The following is a 19,838-nucleotide window of genomic DNA, read 5'->3' on the forward strand; positions in this document are numbered from 1 at the left end:
ATGCAAAGTAAACAAGGACGAAGCAACCTGCCGCTAGCAGCGCCGCCGCCCTCGTTGTGAAGCCATATAGACCCCAACAAACAAAACTGTCAACACCGTCCAAGCGATTTTTGAAAGTTTTTTTACAAAAATAAACAAAGCCGGACTTTTCCACAGTGCGCCCATATGAGCGCTATATATAAGTGCCAGAATGGAGTGGCTCAGCCCAGCCCCGAAGCCCAAAAAGGGCCTTATTATCAATTTAGGAGGTCTAGTCAGTGGAAAAGCAATCAAGTCTCAGGACGGGACTTCGTAACGGCTTTACATTGACTTATATCAGCGGTGCAGGCAGAATCACTTCATCTGATCTTAAGGCTCCGCATCCGGAGTCACCTTATACCGGATAGGTAGTAGAGCTGCTTTTCTATATGTGACGTACTTACATCTTTATACGAACGAATAAAAAGGCCTGCGACAGCGGCATGAATGAATTTGGGCGGAAAAATCTTGAGTTAGGGGACGAACCACCACTCGCTGTGGGTGGAAGAAGGCGACCTCCGGATCGGCGGGAAGTTTCTGCTCGATGGCTCGCGGGAACTTTTTTGACCGGCGTGACCTCTTGCATGTTGATCGGTGTCGCTCTTTTCGCAGCGCTAGACGGCCGCGAACAGCTTGCCACGCCCCCTGAAATTCTTGCGCGGAATGAAATGTCCGGCGCAGCAAGTGAGGCAGACATTGCAAAAGGCAATCGGCTGGTAAGTGCGATTTCACGTCAGAAACCCAAGGATCGCCGACGCTTTGATCTTTCGACGATGCAAAAGATCGGGGAACGCGAAGTGATTCGCACTCGGCCTTTTGAACTCGTGCATATGTCACTGGGTGTTGACCATCCAACTAATCGCAAATACCCACCCTTTGACGCATTGGCTATATTTTCTGAAGGACCGACCCCACCTCCGCCCACCGATACTGGGCAAATTTACGGCGCCAAGGTTGAAAGCGAGATCAGCCTGCGCATGACAGATTTCCCGCTCCATCAAATTGCTTTTAATCCCGCAAATGATTTGTCGGTCGAAGAAGTTGAAGAAGTCGTGCGCGATACCGGGGCGTTGCTCACAGACGGCGATGTACAAGTGGCTTCGCTGCATTATGTCGACCCGGCCCGTTTTGGCGGCCATGATTCCACATTTTCCTTAGGCCCGACCCTCGGGGTAAAGATCATCCAGGAAAATGTCAGTATAGCGCCGCGCGCCGATGAATATTCCGGCGATGGCTTTTCAGAAGAGTTGATTCCTTTCCGACAAGCAATGTCGATCGAACAGGCTCTGCAAAATGCAGGCTATGGCGGTGAGAGCGCGTCCCGAATGGCGCAGGCATTGGCAAGATTGCTCAATTCCAATCGCTTGAAAGAAGGAAGCATACTTCGGGTCGGTACCGAATCGCGAGGGGGCGATGACAAAATCGTCCGCGCAAGCATTTATCACCGTACCACCCATCTCGTAACGGTAACGGTAAATGATCGGGAGCAATATACGCCTTCGGACGAACCCGAATCGACTCCCCTTCTCGCCTCTGCTTTTGATGGCGATGCACCTCCGACCGCGATTCGGGGAAATCTTCCGACGGTTTACGACGGATTAAGCCGAGCTGCGCTGGCCTATGGCATGACGGAAACCATGCGCGAGCAGCTTGTGAAGATGCTTGCCTCCGATGTCGACCTGCAAGCAAGACTTAATCCAAAAGATCGCGTTGACGCATTCTTCTCCCTACCGGACGGTTCCGATACAGCTAATGAAGAATCACAACTTCTTTTTGTAGCTGCCACATTCGGTGGAACAACGCGAAAATTCTACCGCTTTCAATCCGGCGATGGCAGCGTCGATTATTACGATCAAAACGGCAAAAGCGCGAAACAATTCTTGCTGCGCAATCCCGTTCCCAACGGTGTATTCCGCTCCCCCTTCGGAATGCGACGCCATCCGATTTTGGGCTATAGTCGTATGCATACGGGCGTGGACTGGTCTGCTCCGCGGGGCACCCCGATCATCGCTGCAGGCAATGGTGTGGTAGAAAAAGCAGGCTGGGCAAATGGCTATGGAAATCAGACACTGATTCGCCATGCCAACGGATATGTCTCAAGCTATAATCACCAAAATGCAATCGCACGCGGTGTAAAAGTCGGCGCACGTGTCCGACAAGGTCAGGTGATTGGCTATGTCGGTTCAACCGGTCTTTCAACCGGACCGCATCTTCATTATGAGCTGATCGTCAATGGCACCAAGGTGGATCCGCTTCGTATCCGTTTGCCTGACAACAAAGCGCTGACCGGCCGGGAGCTGGAAGCTTTCAAACAAGAACGCGACCGAATCGACGCTCTGCTTGAGAGCGATGATAACGGCACCCGGCTTGCCGCGACGGAAACAGTTAGAAGCTGATTTAGCAAAAAGCCTGCCTCAATATCGGCAGGCTTTTTTACTTAGTCGATAAATTCTACGGCCACACCCGGTTTCACCAATTTTGCCAATTCTTCCGCATCCCAATTGGTTAATCGGACACATCCATGACTCGATGTCTTTCCTATTCGGGAAGGTTCCGGCGTACCATGTATACCATAGGTAGGCTTTGACAGGGCAATCCAGACTGTTCCAACCGGCCCATTCGGACCCGGTGGTATTGTCAGAACCTTGTCATTATTTCCCTGTTTGAAATTTATCTTCGGATTGTAAGTGTAGTTCGGATTAATTGCGATTCGCTGCACTTCCACCAGTCCCGACGGAGACGGATTGTCATTGGAACCAATCGTCGCCGGATATGCGACGACGAGTTGCCCATTTTCATCATAGCCGCGAACTTGTTTTCGCCCCTTATCGGCAATGATTCGCGTAACGGGTTTGCGAACGGGTTTACCCACATTCGGCACCCGGATGATCGACCCTGGTTGGTTGAAATTAACGCCGGGATTGATTTCCTTCAAATAAGGCTCATCAATGTGAAACTTTTCGGCAAGCATTTCTGCCACAGACGTATAAGCCATGGCCGGAAGCTGTGCCTTTTGGGCATAGTCTTCTGGGATTGACGCCACATATTGCCTGCCCACATCTTCATTGGTGATTTGATATTCCGTAAAGGCCGGTCCGCCCGTCGCTTCCAACTCGGCCTGAATAGCTGCCATATCATTTGGATTGAGAGTCTTACCGGTCAGTTCATGATAGGCAGCCATTGCCTTATCGACATTGCTGCCGGCGCGCCCATCAATCACGCCGGGTGATGCGCCCGCCCGATCAAGCAATATCTGATATGCCGCAATTTTTTCCTTTGCCCCCACACCTTTCGGCATTTCTATTGCCGGTGCCATATCATTAAAATCGGGCACGGCTCGGGGATGTGCCAATGGCTGGTCAAAATCCGGCCGATCATAACCGGGTTCAATACTGGCCGTGGACCCATCCGGATATGGATAGGACCCTGGTGGCGGGAGTTCAGAGCGTTCTACCAAACCATCACGGTTATATTCATACCCTGGAGCAGCCGGCGCTTCCGGGAAATAATTTGGATCTTCCGGCACCGAACCGTAAACATCATAGGAAGGTTCAACTGGCCCGTTAAATGTCCAATTATCTTCCGGCCGCACATTGCGCCGGCGCCAGCGCGGCCGCCTTGGTTCTTCAATATGCAGAATACGTCCGTGTCGATCTACCGAGACTTGTCGTCCATATTCGTCAATATAAACATGTACATCCCTGCCACCGAAACCGCGATCAAACAATTGCGCCACCACGATCGGCTCGCCAATTTGGTCTGCGGAAAGTTCTGCCGCTGCGCGTGCTTGCTTTATGGATGGAAAGCCCATTGCAATCACGCAACAAACGAAAAAGAACAACTGTAGAATATGCGTCATGAAGGAAACCCTGAATAATCCAGTGTCCATGGATGCCGTTAATATGGTTAACACTTTACTTATATTGGCTTCGCAAATGATCTGGACATCAAGATGGCCACATAGCGTGCAAGTTGACATGAAAAAGGTGCCGCAACCCTTTAGATTGCGGCACCTTGAAGTTCAGGCCGACATTTTAAGCAGTTTCGCCTGCTGCAACCGTCTCCTCTGAGGGACCTGTGCGGATGGAACGGAAGTTTAGCCTATCCGAACCGGACAGAATTTTGACGATCGATTCGTCAAGAATATCCCCCAGCAAAATACGCTCCGCGAGCGGGTCCTGCACCTCTTTCTGGATAACGCGCTTGAGTGGTCGCGCACCATAAGCGGGGTCGTAACCTTTATTGGCCAACCATTCACGAGCATCTTCATCAAGCTCCAGCTTGATCTTGCGATCAGCCAGTAGTTTTTGCAGATGCTGCATCTGAATATCGACAATAGCAGCCATATCTTCCCGACGCAGCCTATGGAACAGGATGATTTCATCGACACGGTTGAGGAATTCGGGTCGGAACGCCGAGCGAACCACGCCCATCACCTCATCGCGTACGCTTTCAACCTCATCTGCTTCACCCAGATTGACAAGATATTCCGCGCCCAGATTGGACGTCATAATGATAACCGTATTGCGGAAATCTACAGTCCGTCCCTGGCCATCAGTCAGACGTCCATCATCAAGAACCTGCAACAAAACGTTGAACACATCAGGATGCGCCTTTTCGATCTCATCGAACAGAATCACCTGATAGGGCCGGCGACGAACCGCTTCGGTCAAAACGCCACCTTCCTCATATCCAACATAGCCGGGCGGTGCACCGATCAGGCGGCTCACGGAATGTTTCTCCATGAACTCCGACATATCAATGCGCACCATTGCGGTGTCGTCCTGAAATAGAAACGACGCCAGCGCCTTGGTCAATTCGGTCTTACCGACACCGGTCGGTCCAAGGAACATGAATGAGCCAATGGGCCGATTAGGATCTTGAAGTCCTGCCCGAGCACGACGCACTGCTTTGGAAATGGCCTGAACTGCTTCTCCTTGTCCAATCACGCGTTTGCCCAGCTCGTCTTCCATACGAAGCAGTTTTTCCCGCTCGCCCTCTAACATGCGATCAACTGGAATTCCGGTCCAACGTGAAACGATCTGCGCCACGTGATCAGGCGTTACGGTTTCCTCAAGCAGCGATCCTTTATTTTCCTGACTTTCCGCTTCAACAAGCTGTTTTTCTAGCTGCGGGATCTTTCCATAGGCAAGCTCACCTGCTTTTTGGAATTCACCATTGCGCTGAGCAATCGCCAGTGCGTTGCGTGCCTCATCAAGTTGTTTTTTAAGGTCTGCAGCAAGACCCAGCTTCTGCTTTTCCGCCTGCCATTTTGCAGTCAGTTCGGCTGATTCTTCTTCAAGATCGCTCAATTCTTTTTCAAGCCGCTGCAACCGATCTCGCGAAGCCGCATCGGTTTCAACTTTGAGCGCCTCTCGTTCAATCTTCAGCTGCATAACGCGACGATCAATTTCATCGAGTTCTTCGGGCTTTGAATCCACCTGCATCCGCAGTCGCGATGCCGCTTCGTCAACCAGATCAATCGCTTTATCCGGCAAAAACCGATCAGTTATATAGCGGTTGGATAAAGTTGCCGCCGAAACCAGTGCAGAGTCAGAAACACGCACTTTGTGGTGCTGTTCATATTTCTCTTTCAATCCCCGAAGAATAGAAATCGTATCTTCGATGGTCGGCTCATCGACAAATACCGGCTGGAAACGTCGCGCAAGCGCTGCGTCTTTTTCAACATATTTGCGATATTCTTCAAGCGTAGTAGCACCGACACAATGAAGTTCGCCACGTGCAAGCGCAGGCTTAAGCAGATTGGACGCATCCATCGCCCCATCCGATTTACCCGCTCCCACCAGCGTATGCATTTCATCGATAAAGAGAATGATCTGACCCGCAGCCGTCTGTACTTCAGAAAGCACAGCCTTCAGCCGCTCTTCAAATTCACCTCGATATTTTGCCCCCGCAATCAATGCGCCCATATCAAGCGCCATCAATTGTTTGTCACGCAGTGATTCGGGAACGTCTTCATTGACGATGCGCAGCGCCAGCCCTTCGGCAATCGCAGTTTTACCAACGCCCGGCTCACCGATGAGCACGGGATTGTTTTTTGTGCGACGCGAAAGAACCTGAATGGTCCGGCGAATTTCTTCATCACGACCAATCACAGGATCGAGCTTGCCCGATCTCGCATCCTCAGTGAGATCACGTGCATATTTTTTCAGAGCGTCATAATTGCTCTCCGCTGATGCAGAATCCGCAGTCCGCCCTTTTCGCATATCATTAATAACCTTGTTCAGCGCTGCCGGGGTAACACCCGCATTCGCCAAAATTTCGGAAGATTTGGCAGTTTTCTCAATCGCCAGCGCCGTTAACAGACGTTCAACAGTTACAAAACTGTCGCCCGCTTTGCTTGCAAGCTCTTCAGCGAGAGTGAAAACTTTTGCCAGCGGCTGAGCCAAATATAATTGCTCATTCCCGCCCGAAACTTTAGGCAATTTTTCCAATGCGCTTTGCAGGCCGATCTGAGCTTCTTTCACCCGCCCGCCTGCGCGCTCAATCAAGGACGCAGCCAGCCCCTCATCATCATCGACGAGAACTTTCAACATATGTTCCGGGGTAAATTGCTGGTTGCCTGACGAAAGAGCAAAGGTTTGCGCTGACTGAATGAACCCGCGAACTCTTTCAGTGTATTTTTCAATATTCATATGTGTCTCCTTTTCCCTCCGGCCCATTATGGCACCGGAAGACATTTGGTGACGGAGTCCCCGATTGCGGCAGACTCCTTATCCGTCAAAACATATGGGAGCGCTTTCCTCTTTCGACAAGACCCACATTAAGATCATCAGCCAAAATAAAAATGGCGCAGAAACCGCGCCATTTCAAACTCTTGCTAGCGATCACCCGCTGACGATCAAACATCCGAGGATGCAGGTTCTGCCACCGATACCTCTGAAGCTTCGGCTTCTTTGACCACGCGTCTAGGCCGGCCAGGACGACGCGTAACGCGCCGTACGGGTGCTTCCTCTTCAGCGCTTTCCTCTGCAGGCGCTGCTTTTTTGGCAGTCGATGCTTTCTTCGCTGCTGGGGCTTTTTCTACCTCATCAGCTTTTACAGTTTCGGCAGCTTTTGCAGCTTCGGTGACTTTTGCAGCTTCGGGTTCCTCAACCACCGGAGCAGGTGGAACAACTTCCGCCTTTGGCTCAACAGTTTCCTCGGTATGTTCCCGCGATTCGACCGATGGCTGTTCAGCCGATTCGTCCGAATTAAAACGTTCACGCTGCGGGCGGCGGCCACGAACTTGACGGCGCTGCTCGCGAGCATCTCTGGATTGGGTCCGGCCCTCGCTTGGCTCTTCTCCGTAGACCACTTCTGCCGGGGTACCCTCAATCACTGGCTGAGGCCCGGTTCCGCTGACAGACGGAGCTGGGGTCGGAGCGGCGGCGACATTCGCATCCTCATCGTCCCCGTCAACATCCAACGTTTCTTCACGCTGATATGGAATATTATTATGAGCCATAGCAGCCATAATGATGCGATTATAATGTTCAGCGTGCTGAAGATAATTTTCAGCCATGACACGGTCGCCAGACGCCTGTGCATCCCGTGCCAGAGCCGTATATTTTTCTGCAATATGTTGCGCATTGCCCCGGATTTTTACATCCGGACCGTTACTTTCATAATTGCGCGATAAAGGGTTGGGGCCTTTACGATTATTATTGTTATTATTCCCCCGTCCGCGCATGCGCCTGTTCTGCTGTACTGGCCTCATATTTATCTCTTTTCAGATTAAAGGGCGTAGAAATCCTGTAACCAAAACGGCTACTGGCTTCACATTGTCGAAATATGGAGGAAGTACACCCTAAACTTCCTGCATTTCGAATGTTCCTGAGCTCCGTTGATGCATTGCAAACAACAAGAACCTTGTGAGTTAGCGTTGCGTGTGCGACTTTTTCCGAAAATTATATTCTTCGGAAGTTCCTCTGAAAGTCTTGCGCTTCCGTACGAGCCATCCCGTCAGAGTTTTCTTAAGGGAGCATGACCTAAAATCGTCATGGAGTATTTCCGCCATCGCCCTTAAGCGGGCAAAACCATTCTGGCTGTATCGGTGATTGGAAACTAAACGGCTTCGCTGCAAAATCCAAGTGTTTTTTTAACACAAAAACGTTTTTTCGTCGCAGCGTCCGTTAGAAAAAATCAAAGCTCTCCGATGTCCACCAAGATCGCACGCGCTGTTGAGCAGGCTAAATCCTGCTTGCCTAAATATCTGGCTCACTTGATCAAATTGGTTCGCACCAATTTCAACGGCAATCATTCCATCCCTATATAAGAACTCCGCCCCCCCCTTTGCAAGATCTCGATAGAAATCAAGTCCATCAATCCCGCCGTCGAGCGCTGCTACTGGATCATAATCGCGCACTTCAGGCGACAAGGTCGCTATTTCTTGGCGTGGAATATAGGGCGGATTGGAGACGATAAGATGAAATTTACCACTCACATTTGCCCACCAATCGCTTTCCAACGCAGCAAACCTATTGCTGACACCATTTATACCCGCATTGATTCGTGCCGTAGCCAGCGCATCGACAGATTTATCGACGCCAATACCGCGCATTTTTTCGAATTTATGAAGCAAGGTGATGATAATTGCTCCAGTTCCGGTGCCCATATCCAGCACCTCGATAGGCCCATGCCGATTGATCAATTGCTCGACAACTGGCGTTACAAGCTCTATCAGCGATTCCGTATCAGGACGAGGTTCCAGCGTTTCGCATGATAGGCGGAACGGTAAGCCGTAAAATTCTCGCATACCAATAATGCGGTGAACCGGCTCGCCTGCGCAACGACGTTCGAGCACCAAATCCAGCTTCACCACCGCCTCACCATCAATGAGTAATTCCGGCCGGGCAATTAAATCAACGCGGGTAGTCTTCGTAATATATTCAACCAATAACTGCGCGTCCAAATCAGGCGTCTCTACGCCCGCAAGCGCAAGCTTCTTTCGCGCTGAATTCATCAGACTGTCCAGCCGTTGAGACCGAGCGCTGCCGTTTTCTGTCACGTCTGCGAACCCAGTTCTGTAAGCAATTTCGCCTGATGGTCCGAAATTAGCGCATCAACCAATTCGTCGAGCTCACCCTCCATCACGCGATCAAGCTTATAGAGCGTCAGATTGATGCGATGGTCCGTTACCCGCCCCTGTGGAAAATTATAGGTCCGGATTCGCTCTGAACGATCGCCTGAGCCGACTTGGCTGCGGCGTGATTCTGAGCGCTCACTTTCAGCCTTTTGTCGCTCCATATCAAAAAGCCGAGCGCGCAAAATTTGCATGGCCCGAGCACGGTTCTGATGCTGCGATTTTTCGGCCTGCACAACCATAACCCCGGTCGGAATATGTGTGATTCGAACCGCTGAGTCAGTCGTATTGACGTGCTGGCCACCCGCACCCGATGCCCGCATCGTATCGATACGGATATCTTCATTACGAATTTCAATATCAATTTCGGCAGCTTCAGGCAGAACAGCCACAGTTGCCGCTGAAGTATGAATACGGCCGCCGCCTTCAGTCTCCGGCACACGCTGAACACGGTGCACGCCGGACTCAAATTTCAATTTGGAAAAAACGCCTTTGCCCGAAACGGTAGCAATAATTTCCTTATACCCACCCGCATCACCGTCGCTGGCCGAAACCAATTCCACCCGCCAACCTTTCTCGCTCGCAAAACGCTCATACATGCGAAAAAGATCGCCGGCAAAAAGGGCAGCCTCAAGCCCCCCGGTGCCCGCTCGGATTTCAAGAATAGCATTTTTCTCGTCGGCCGCATCTTTGGGCAACAGAAGAATTTGTATTTCCTGTTCCAAAGTTTCGATACGGTCTTGGACTTCTGGCAATTCTTCATTCGCAAGTGCGCGCATCTCGGCATCAATACCGGGTTCATCGCGCATGGCACGAAGATCTTGCTCTTCCTTGCGCGCATCGGCTAATTCCCGGATTTTTCCAACAACTTCCTCAAGTTCAGAATATTCTGACGCCAGTTTAACATAGGTCTCGGAGTCCGGATTATTGGCCATCTGGCTTTCAATCATGGAAAACCGCTTCAAAAGCTGGTCCATCCGGTCCTGCGGCAATGAAATCATTTTTTGGTCCTAGAATTATGGCTGCTCAATACAAATCGGACTATGGGACAAGTCGGACTATGGACGTTACATCATCCCTCATTGCGAAAATCCTTTCGCTATAACGGAATATCATTGTCTTTCGCAAATTGAAGCAACAGCTCGCGCAGCGAATGGGATTGGTTAGGCTTATCAAGCTCTTCCCGCAACAACGCGTTCAGCTTGCTTGCATCAAGCTCGCCGAGCATAGCTTTAACGGGTCCAATTGATGCCGCAGACATAGAGATCGAACGAAAGCCAAGACCGATCAGCGCCATTGCAGTAAGCGGTCGTCCCGCCATCTCGCCACAAAGCGTCACTGGCTTGCCGTGACGCTGTCCTGTGTCAACAATATGACGAAGCGTCCGCAAAAAAGCTGGCGAAAGCTGGTCAAAACGGTCAGAAATCAATGAATTTCCACGATCCACCGCCATCAAAAATTGGAACAGATCGTTAGAGCCGACCGAGACAAAATCAACATTGTCCATCAATTCGTCAAGCTGCCAGACCAAGGCTGGAACCTCGACCATTGCCCCAACCTTGACCCTTAATGGCAGATTATAAGCAAAACGCGACAGGTGACGGACTTCACGATCAATCAACTCGCGCGCGGCTTTCACTTCGCACACTTCCGTCACCATCGGCAACATAAGGCGCAATTCTCGCCCGCCAGCCGCTTTCAAAAGGGCACGAAGCTGAGTACGCAAAAGCCCCGGACGATCCAGCGTCAAGCGGATGGCACGCCAGCCAAGCGCTGGATTTTCTTCCTGCACCGTGGTGCGGAAATAGGGCAGCACCTTATCGCCACCAATATCCAACGTCCGAAAAGTCACTGGCTTATTGCCAGCAGCGTCAATTACGGATCGATAAAGCCGCTCTTGTTGTTCAGCTCTGGGGAAGGTTGATGCCACCATGAACTGTAATTCAGTACGGAAAAGACCAATACCTTCAGCGCCTGAGGCAGCCAATTGTGGCAGATCGACCAGAAGCCCCGCATTCATCAAAAGAGCGACTTCAATTCCATCCTTGGTGATCGAAGGTTTCTCGCGCAATTCGCGGTAAAGCGCTTGCCGGCGGGCGCGAAAGCGCACTTTTTCCGCATAAACGCTTTCTACATCTGCTTGCGGACGAAGATGAACGATCCCTTCATCACCATCGACGATTATCGCATCATTATTTTCAGCCATGGAGACAACGCCTTTAGCCTGTCCGACCACCGGTATGCCCATGGCCCGCGCCACAATCACCACATGACTGGTTGCTGCGCCATCTTCCAAAACGACACCGCGCAAACGTTCGCGTGGATAGTCCAGCAGCTCCGCCGCTCCCATAGAGCGAGCAACAATAATTGCATCTTTTGCCAGAGATTCCGCCATCGTCTTTATATCGCGCCCCATTAGCTGACGCAGCAAACGATTAGCCAGATCATCAAAATCCGAAAGGCGTTCCCGCATATAAGGATCGGTCAAATGCATCATACGCGCACGCGTATCGCTTTGCACCTTTTCGACCGCAGCTTCCGCTGTGAGCCCATTGTGAATGGCCTCTTCCAGCCGCCGGACCCAACCCCGATCATGCGCAAACATCCGATAGGCTTCGAGGGCCTCGCGATGCTCGCCTTCAATCGCCACGTCGCGACGCGAAAGCATGTCATCAATCGAAATCCGTAAAGAGCCAAGCGCGTCTTCGAGCCGGTCGAGTTCAGCCTGGCTGTCTTCATTGAAAAGATTGGTGACCACAATACGCGGTTCATGCAAAACGACATGACCAAGCCCAATGCCATCATTGAGCGCAATACCGCCCATATTCATTGGCCGTCCCAAATCCAATTCTATACCCGGACGCGCCAGCCTCAGACCATCCCCGGTTGCGATAATCTCTGCTAGAACCATCGCAGTCGTCTCAAGTGCTTCCACCTCGTCTTCGCGGTAAGCGCGCTTGGTCCGGTTTTGCACCACCAAAACGCCAAGGGTTCGGCCTGCGCGCAACACAGGAACACCAAGAAAGGAATTATACGCTTCTTCGCCGGTCTCGGGCAGATAGGCAAATGCTGGGTGGGCCTGTGCATCTGTGAGATTAAGCGGACGTGCGTTTGCGGCAATTGTACCCACTAGACCCTGCCCCAGCCGCAATTGCGCCAGATGAACCGATTGCGGGTTCAAACCTTCCGTCGCATAAAGTTCCAGCACGCCATCCGCACGCAAAATATAAAAGGAGCAAACTTCCGCGACCATGTTTTGCGCGATCTCGCGGACAATCCGGTCAAGACGAGCTTGCGGCTCCAGCGGCTCCGCCATCAATTCGCGCAACCGTTTCAACAGCACGCGGGGACCGGTTGTCAGATCTCGCATGATCCTTAGGGACTCCTCAAAGCGTTGAGCGCAACAAGGCGCAAGCCGGTATCCAATAACCGTTTGCCTCGCGCCGCGCCAAGTCCTTTGTGAGCATTTTTACCCCCAACGTCCAGCGGTTTCGTCATAAATTTTGGCGCAAGCCCAAACCAACAGCGTCACGGACTCGCTCAAGCCCGCGACGCTGTTGTAATTTAGTGCTTTCAAATATTCCGTCGACTCCCCAAATGCCTCGTCGGCTACTCAAACGCCGCGCTGGCTAAAATGTGATCATTTATCCAGATCATAGACGCTGTGAAGCGTGCGAACGGCCAGTTCCGCATAAGGTCCGTCGATCAAAATTGAAATTTTGATTTCCGATGTTGTAATCGCGCGGATATTGATGCCTTTTTCGGCCAACGCCTTAAAAGCCGTGGCAGCAACACCGGCATGCGAACGCATACCAATGCCGATTACCGAGATTTTAGCCAAGCCTGATTCGGATTGGATCGTATCAAAACCGACATCGCTTTTGGCTTTTTCAAGCGCCTGAACAGCCTTTTCAAGATCGCCCGACGGAACCGTAAAGGTCATATCCGTCTTTGATCCATCTTCAGAGATATTCTGAACGATCATATCCACATTGATATATTCTTCTGCGAGCGGACCGAAAATAGCCGCCGAAACGCCTGGGCGGTCATTGACGCGCCGAAGCGAAATCTGCGCTTCATCCTTCGCAAAGGCGATACCTGTGACGACCTGCTGTTCCACGATTTCTTCCTCGTCGCAAATGAGTGTTCCGGGCGGGTTGATCGGATCGTCCATGCCCGGCGCATCAGGATCCGTAAAGCTGGAGCGCACAAAAGTGCGAACCTTATGTACCATGGCGAGCTCAACCGAGCGCACTTGTAAAATTTTTGCACCTAGCGAAGCCATTTCGAGCATTTCTTCAAAAGTAATGCGCGATAGCCGCTTTGCTTTGGGTTCAATGCGCGGGTCAGTGGTATAGACACCATCAACATCCGTGTAGATATCGCAACGATCAGCTTTTACACCGGCTGCAATAGCCACCGCAGAAGTATCCGATCCGCCTCGACCCAGCGTCGCCACGCGATTATCGGGACCAATACCCTGAAAACCGGCAACAACAGCCACTTGTCCCATTTCCATACGGCGCACAATCTCGCTGCCGTCGATTTCCTGAATACGCGCAGCGCCATGGGAATTATTGGTTTTGACAGGGATTTGCCAGCCCTGCCACGACCGGGCATCAACACCGATTGACTGCAGCGCGATAGCAAGCAACCCACTCGTTACCTGTTCGCCTGATGCAACAATCGTGTCATATTCACGCGCATCATAGATGGGAGAGGAGGCGCCGCAGACCTTGGGCATGTTCTGTACCCAGCTGACCAATTCATTGGTCTTGCCAGCCATGGCCGAAACAACGACAGCGACTTGGTTGCCGCTGTCGACTTCCCGTTTCACGTGGCGCGCCACATTATAGATGCGTTCCAGATCGGCCACCGAGGTGCCGCCGAATTTCATCACGATGCGCGCCATTTTAAGGATACGTCCCGTCTTTTGAAAAATTACTCTTCAGTCCGTCAAAACATTATTTTATTACGACGAACAAGCTCGCGCTCACATAACGAAATTGCTCGGTTTCTGCAAGCGGCTGATTGTAAACTGAAGCAGCTTCTCAATAATTATGCTAAATTCATTTGCGCCTTGACATTCACGCGCTACCTTGGGAGGCAGAATTTTACGCCCGCTGCCGCAGGAGAATGACATGACCGATCCCGCCCGTACTACGATTGATGCTTCCGAAATTGAGCATTTTTCCCGCATTGCCGCGGAATGGTGGAATCCTCAGGGTAAATTCCGGCCCTTGCACAAATTCAATCCCACCCGCCTTTCCTATATTAGGGAAAAGATCTGTGCACATTTTGATCTTGATCCATCCGCAGCGCACCCGTTTGAAGGTCTTCGGATCTTGGATATTGGCTGCGGCGGCGGTCTTCTTTGTGAGCCGATGGCCCGGCTTGGCGCAACCGTAATAGGCGCAGACGCTTCCGAAACCAATATTGAAGTAGCAAAGATTCACGCCGCTCAAAGCGGAGTCGAGGTTGATTATCGTGCCACCACCGCTGAAGCCCTGGCCGAAGCGGGAGAAAAATTTGATGTTGTGCTCAATATGGAAGTGGTCGAACACGTCTCCAATGTTGATCTGTTCATGTCTGCGACCAGCGAAATGGTAAAACCCGGTGGATTAATGTTCGTCGCCACCATCAACCGAACGCTGAAAGCCTATGGGCTGGCCATTCTTGGCGCTGAATATATTCTGCGATGGCTGCCGCGTGGCACCCATCAATATGAAAAGCTTGTACGGCCGCAAGAGCTCGAATCAGCACTTTCCTCCAACGGCTTGCGCGTGATCGATAAGGTCGGTGTGACCTATAATCCCCTGACGGATAGCTGGAGCCGCTCACGCGATCTTGATGTAAATTATATGCTGCTGGCCGAGCGCCCGGCCTGATCATCCTCGTTGGGCTCGGGTAGTCATACCCACCCCAACCGCGATAAAACCAGCGCCCGCTAATGTCATCGGCGGGTAGCTTTCCCCCAAAAACATTATGCCCGATAACAAGCCCAGCGCCGCCGCGACATAGCTGATCTGGCTTAAATAAATCGGCCCACCCACGACTTGCAGGCGAAAAAATAGTGCGAACATGCCGGCTGAAGAGATAGCTTGCGCTATTGTCACTGCGGGAATATCGGCCAATTTATAGATCGGAAATTCAGCCGAAAACAGCAAAACCCCGGCAAGAATCATCAGGGCTGCAACCAGGTGGCTGCCTGCCGCAAGTTCCGTCGGGTCCGCATCCTTTGGCCAATCAATTGTGCGATAAACATTTCCGATTGCAAGAAGCAACGGAAGTAAAAGTGCGGCAGCAATCCATAATGGTTCAGCGGGCTTGCCGACCTCGCCACGTGTAAAGGCAACCATAATCGCCCCGACAAACCCGACCACTATCCCTGCCACACCCAGCCTATTGGGCCGCCGCAGACCAAACCCAACTGAGATTAGCAAGGTCAGAACCGGGGATAAAGTATACATGATCCCGGTATAGCCCGCACCCAATCGCGGTATAGCAGATAGCATTAAAAGATTTGGAAGCGCATAAGAGATAAAGGCGGTAACAAGATAATAGCGCAGTCGGCCTCCAGAAAAACCAATCCGCTTTTTGCTCAACAGCAAACCGGACCAAAGGATGGTTCCGGCACTTGCAGATACTAAAAAAGCCCACAATACAGCCGGAATACCAGCTTCAGCCGCTATCTTTCCCAGTGGAAGCACCAAGCCAAGAAAGATACCGGTCCCCAAAAGAAGGAACAGAGGCGAATCCATTATTTTCATCCGTCACGCCTCCGACATGCGCCATAGCTCTCGAAATGCACCGCAATTTCCGTCAAAGAAACAGCAGAATCGCGAACGGTTATAATTAACCCGCAGGCGTATTGGACAAAAACACTTAAATGCCAGAGCTAGCTAAGACCTAGCTAATTATGATCTTCCGGGAAAACTGGTAGCGGCATAACTTCAACGCCATCTTCTAAAAGAGAGCTGACCTCTTCTCGTGAGGCTTCGCCGTAAATACCCCGCTGTTCAGTCTCCCCAAAATGAATTTTACGCGCTTCTTCGGCGAATTTATCGCCCACATAATCGGCATTTTCCCGCACTTGTTGGCTAAGCTTTCGCATTTCCTCAAGAGCTTTTTTCTGCATCTCATTAAGGCCCACAGCCAACTTCTCTTTCGATCTGCTGGTGGAAACGGCAGGGGCCATTAAGGATTTGCTGACCTGTAAGGACCCGCAGCTAGGGCAGGCAACAAGCTTCATTTCCGCTTGCCGATCGAAATCGGCATTGTTACGAAACCAGCCTTCAAATTCGTGGCCGTGATCGCAATGTAGCGAAAAGCGGATCATGGATTTATGCGTCCTCTTTAGTTTCAGCCAATGCAGTTTTAACCGTAAATTCGCGCGCATTTTTGAGGTTTGGCACCTTTGCTCGCGCCGCTGCACTTTCAGCAACGTCTATATCTGCAACAATAACGCCCGGCTCTTCGTGATCAGCCTCGGCCAGAACCTTCCCCCAAGGCGAGACGATGATAGAATGGCCATAGGTTTCGCGGCCATCTTCATGCACCCCGCCTTGCGCGGATGAAATAAGAAAAGCGCCGTTTTCAATGGCACGGGCGCGCTGTAAAACATGCCAATGAGCTTCGCCCGTCTGCCGGGTAAACGCCGCCGGTGCCGTAATCACATTTGCACCAGCCAGCGCCTGCGCACGGAAAAGCTGCGGGAAACGAATATCATAGCAAACTGCCATGCCAATATTGGCAAAGGGCAATTGTGCAATCACCGTCTCTTCGCCTGGCTGATAGGTTGCTGATTCGCGCCAGCTCTCACCATTGTCCAGATCAACATCAAACATATGAACCTTGTCATATGTCGCAACCTTCTCGCCGCTAGGCGCGAAAATAGCACCGCGATTGGCAGCCTTGCCATTGCCCCCATCGATCGCGGTGGAACCAATATGCAGAAAAATCCCATGCTTGCGTGCTAGCTCAGACGCCGCCAAAAATACCGGATCATTTGCTTCATCGCGCAAATTTGCGAAAAACACATCACGGTCACGCACCAGCCCGCCGGTCATTTCCGGCGTCTGGACATAATTGGCACCCTTGGCCACTGCTTCTACAACCAGTTTTTTCAGGTCTTCAACATTGGCATCAATGTCAATGCCCGAACGCATCTGAATGGCTGCCGCACGAAAGCTACCCATTGTTTAACCCTTCAATTCACCACTTGCCAGGAGGCTATCAAGCTTGCCCTGGCTTTCAAGTGCATAGAGATCGTCGCAACCGCCGACATGCACGGACCCAACAAAAATTTGCGGAAAAGTGTTACGGCCTGAACGCTCCTGCATTTCAGCCCGCAATTCTGGCGCATTACCCGCATTGATTTCGTTAAATACAGCCCCCTTGCTATTGAGAAGCTCTTTAGCACGAGTGCAATATGGGCAGCCCGACCGCGTATAGATAGTTATATCAACCATAATAAACTCCAATCATTACTACCTATATAAGCACCAATGCGCTGATCTGGAAGCCCTCCTATTGCTCACAATTCAGGTAGAACCCGACTAAAAGTAAGGACATCTACACTGGTTGCCCCTCCGCGCAAAAGACCGCGAGTTGCGGCTTTCACCGTCGCCCCTGTCGTATAGACATCATCAATCAGTAAAACGCGTCTTCCCCGCACGAGAATTTCGCGCTCCTTTGGAACACGAAAAGCCCCATCCACATTGCGCCGTCTTTCCTTCAAGCCCAGCCCCACCTGCTGTTGGGTACTGCGTACCCTTTTCAGCGCTTCCGGCGCATAAGTACATGAGTTGTTTTTCGCTAATGAACGGGCCAGTTCCGCTGACTGGTTAAAGCGGCGTTGCCACATGCGCCAACGATGAAGCGGCACAGGTACGACCACATCGCAATCTTCAAGCAATTCGGCACCAGCGCGTTGCATCCACCGCGCCATCCAGGGCGCAAGGTCTGTACGATCATGAAATTTGAGCGACACAACCATCCGCTGCGCTGCCCCATGATGCAATACGGCTGATCGTAAACGCCGAAAAGGCGGCGGATCAGCGATTGCTTCCGCACACATGAAATCTTCGCCAAAATCATGATTAAAAGGCGACCCCAATACCCGGCAGTAAGGCTTTTCAACAAAACGTAGCTGTGACCAACATTCCGGGCACAGCGTACCGGGCTGTGAGACCTGTACCCGGCACCCAATACAAGTGGCAGGAAATAGAATTTCCACACCACTTCGCAAACTCTGTCTTAGAGCGTCCATGGCTTTCAGCCTGAACGCATTAAATAGACCGTGATGCGGCCTGTCGTCATCCTCCATTGCATTCGCCCCCGATCGAATGCATTTAACCTTAAGTTATTTTATCCATGCGGGCCCAAAAGAAAAGTAGGCCCAAAAGAAAAGAAAAACCCATGGTTGCTCCAAATTCGCAAAACACGATTTTTGATCGTGAACTTCTGCTCTCATTTCGGCGGCGTGCATTTCGGTCTGCGACTTCGGGCGCAGATTTTCTGTTACGCCGCACCGCAGAAGATCTCGCAGATCGGATTGATACAGTCGAACGCAGGTTTCCCATTGCGGTCGATCTCGCAGGACATACGGGACTTGCAGCAGATATAATCGCTCGCTCAGGCAAAGCTGATCAGGTCATACGCGTCGAACAAAGCGAAGAATTTCTCACTGGCCCTTATCCGGCAATTGTCGGTGATGATGAATTATTGCCGCTAAAACCCGGCAGCGTTGATCTTATTGTCTCGCTCATGTCGCTGCACACGACAAATGACACACCCGGTGCAATGATCCAGATCTCTCGGGCCCTTAAACCCGACGGGCTGTTTCTGGCAGCGTTAAGCGGTAGCGGCACATTGGGAGAATTACGCGAAAGCCTGCTTCAGGCAGAAATAGAACTAACCGGCGGCGCGTCACCGCGAGTCTATCCATTTCCTGATGTGCGCGATGTCGGCGGTCTGTTGCAGCGCGCGGGCTTTGCCCTTCCAGTAACCGATGTCGAAAATATCACTGTTCGCTATGATTCACTTTTCAACCTGATGGCTGATCTGCGCTCAATGGGGATGCAAAATATACTGCATGACCGCTCGCGTAAGCCCGTGCCGCGACAACTTTTCTTCCGCGCAGCAGAAATCTATGCCGAACGTTTCAGCGATCCCGATGGACGCATTCGCGCTACATTTTCAACCATCTGGCTATCGGGCTGGTCACCGCACGAATCGCAGCAAAAGCCACTCAAGCCAGGTTCTGCGAAAGTATCCCTGGCCGATGCTCTCAAAAATCCAGGTCAGAACTAATCAACAGCCCTTGGCATTATCTGGAGCGGTCAACGTGTTACATTCTGTCTTGGTAGACGCCTTGGCAGGAATGTCACGTTTGATTGAGCCCGTCATCGTCCGGTCAATACCGTTAGGCAAAACCGATTGCGAGGCGACCCGGTTCGCCTGATCGTTCAATATGGGGACAATGAGTAATGCCAGAGCAATCGCGGCCGAGCCGAAAAGCAACACAACGCGCAAAATTCCGCTCCCTGTCTTGGACAGCGTATTGCGCGTTTCAGCGGGACTTGATTTGAAAAAATTGTCGTCGAAACTCATTGAAACTAACTCCGGGGGCGTCTGGTCGAAGAATGCCGAACCGGAGTGAATCAACTCTTAACGAGCGCGCTAAATCGTAACTTTTTATAAGCCTTGTGCCGCTTGTTCACAGGCTTTTCCG

General features: G+C 51.5%; 15 protein-coding genes and 2 pseudogenes. 3 read left to right on the forward strand and 14 right to left on the reverse strand.

Features of this window, described 5'->3' with window-relative positions:
- Nucleotides 1-461 precede the first annotated feature (461 nt).
- Nucleotides 462-2,414, forward strand: coding sequence for a M23 family metallopeptidase (locus C7374_RS00005; RefSeq protein ID WP_111573573.1), 1,953 nt, complete (start codon nt 462-464; stop codon nt 2,412-2,414).
- Between the two features lie 41 nt (nt 2,415-2,455).
- On the opposite strand, the gene C7374_RS00010 is transcribed toward C7374_RS00005, so the two are convergent.
- From C7374_RS00010 to C7374_RS00040, 7 genes are all read right to left on the reverse strand, one after another.
- Nucleotides 2,456-3,877: a L,D-transpeptidase gene (locus C7374_RS00010; RefSeq protein ID WP_342634703.1), complete on the reverse strand. Its 1,422-nt coding sequence runs from the start codon at nt 3,875-3,877 to the stop codon at nt 2,456-2,458.
- A gap of 175 nt (nt 3,878-4,052) precedes the next feature.
- Nucleotides 4,053-6,674 carry an ATP-dependent chaperone ClpB gene (gene clpB / locus C7374_RS00015; protein WP_111573575.1) on the reverse strand — a complete coding sequence of 874 codons (2,622 nt, stop codon included), beginning with the start codon at nt 6,672-6,674 and terminating at the stop codon, nt 4,053-4,055.
- Nucleotides 6,675-6,880: 206 nt separating this feature from the next.
- Entirely contained in the window at nt 6,881-7,738 is an 858-nt protein-coding gene (locus C7374_RS00020; protein WP_111573576.1) for a DUF4167 domain-containing protein, read from the reverse strand.
- A 381-nt stretch (nt 7,739-8,119) separates the two neighbouring features.
- Nucleotides 8,120-8,983 (reverse strand): peptide chain release factor N(5)-glutamine methyltransferase, encoded by an 864-nt coding sequence (prmC, locus tag C7374_RS00025; protein WP_111573577.1) that lies wholly within the window; start codon nt 8,981-8,983, stop codon nt 8,120-8,122.
- Nucleotides 8,984-9,024: 41 nt separating this feature from the next.
- On the reverse strand, nt 9,025-10,104 hold the full coding sequence (gene prfA, locus C7374_RS00030; RefSeq protein WP_111573578.1) for a peptide chain release factor 1: 1,080 nt from the start codon (nt 10,102-10,104) through the stop codon (nt 9,025-9,027).
- A gap of 98 nt (nt 10,105-10,202) precedes the next feature.
- Nucleotides 10,203-12,473: a phosphoenolpyruvate--protein phosphotransferase gene (ptsP, locus tag C7374_RS00035; RefSeq protein ID WP_111573579.1), complete on the reverse strand. Its 2,271-nt coding sequence runs from the start codon at nt 12,471-12,473 to the stop codon at nt 10,203-10,205.
- Nucleotides 12,474-12,743: 270 nt separating this feature from the next.
- Nucleotides 12,744-14,015 carry an aspartate kinase gene (locus C7374_RS00040; RefSeq protein ID WP_111573580.1) on the reverse strand — a complete coding sequence of 424 codons (1,272 nt, stop codon included), beginning with the start codon at nt 14,013-14,015 and terminating at the stop codon, nt 12,744-12,746.
- A 229-nt stretch (nt 14,016-14,244) separates the two neighbouring features.
- Here C7374_RS00040 and ubiG point away from each other — a divergent pair, with 229 nt between their 5' ends.
- A complete protein-coding gene (ubiG, locus tag C7374_RS00045; RefSeq protein WP_111573581.1) occupies nt 14,245-14,991 on the forward strand; it encodes a bifunctional 2-polyprenyl-6-hydroxyphenol methylase/3-demethylubiquinol 3-O-methyltransferase UbiG in 747 nt (248 codons plus the stop codon).
- Here ubiG and C7374_RS16560 read toward each other — a convergent pair.
- The 6 genes and pseudogenes from C7374_RS16560 to C7374_RS00070 form a co-directional block, all read right to left on the reverse strand.
- A pseudogene (locus tag C7374_RS16560) lies at nt 14,992-15,201 on the reverse strand (EamA/RhaT family transporter); the annotation flags it as partial.
- Between the two features lie 86 nt (nt 15,202-15,287).
- A pseudogene (locus C7374_RS00050) lies at nt 15,288-15,873 on the reverse strand (EamA family transporter); the annotation flags it as partial.
- A gap of 143 nt (nt 15,874-16,016) precedes the next feature.
- On the reverse strand, nt 16,017-16,442 hold the full coding sequence (locus C7374_RS00055) for a DUF1178 family protein (protein WP_111573583.1): 426 nt from the start codon (nt 16,440-16,442) through the stop codon (nt 16,017-16,019).
- Between the two features lie 4 nt (nt 16,443-16,446).
- Nucleotides 16,447-17,301, reverse strand: coding sequence for a carbon-nitrogen hydrolase family protein (locus tag C7374_RS00060; protein ID WP_111573584.1), 855 nt, complete (start codon nt 17,299-17,301; stop codon nt 16,447-16,449).
- Nucleotides 17,302-17,304: 3 nt separating this feature from the next.
- A complete protein-coding gene (gene grxC / locus C7374_RS00065; RefSeq protein WP_111573585.1) occupies nt 17,305-17,574 on the reverse strand; it encodes a glutaredoxin 3 in 270 nt (89 codons plus the stop codon).
- Between the two features lie 65 nt (nt 17,575-17,639).
- The gene (locus C7374_RS00070) at nt 17,640-18,374 is read right to left on the reverse strand and encodes a ComF family protein (protein ID WP_245412560.1); all 735 of its coding nucleotides are present in this window, start codon (nt 18,372-18,374) and stop codon (nt 17,640-17,642) included.
- A gap of 149 nt (nt 18,375-18,523) precedes the next feature.
- Between C7374_RS00070 and C7374_RS00075 the strand changes: the two genes are divergently transcribed.
- Entirely contained in the window at nt 18,524-19,417 is an 894-nt protein-coding gene (locus C7374_RS00075) for a methyltransferase domain-containing protein (RefSeq protein WP_111573587.1), read from the forward strand.
- Here the strand turns inward: C7374_RS00075 and C7374_RS00080 are convergent, their stop codons facing one another.
- Nucleotides 19,418-19,717, reverse strand: a complete 300-nt coding sequence (locus C7374_RS00080) for a hypothetical protein (RefSeq protein WP_342634704.1) — start codon at nt 19,715-19,717, stop codon at nt 19,418-19,420.
- Nucleotides 19,718-19,838 lie beyond the last annotated feature (121 nt).

The sequence above is a fragment of the Falsochrobactrum ovis genome (genome assembly GCF_003259955.1).
In the GTDB taxonomy this organism is placed as follows: Bacteria; Pseudomonadota; Alphaproteobacteria; order Rhizobiales; family Rhizobiaceae; genus Brucella; species Brucella ovis_A.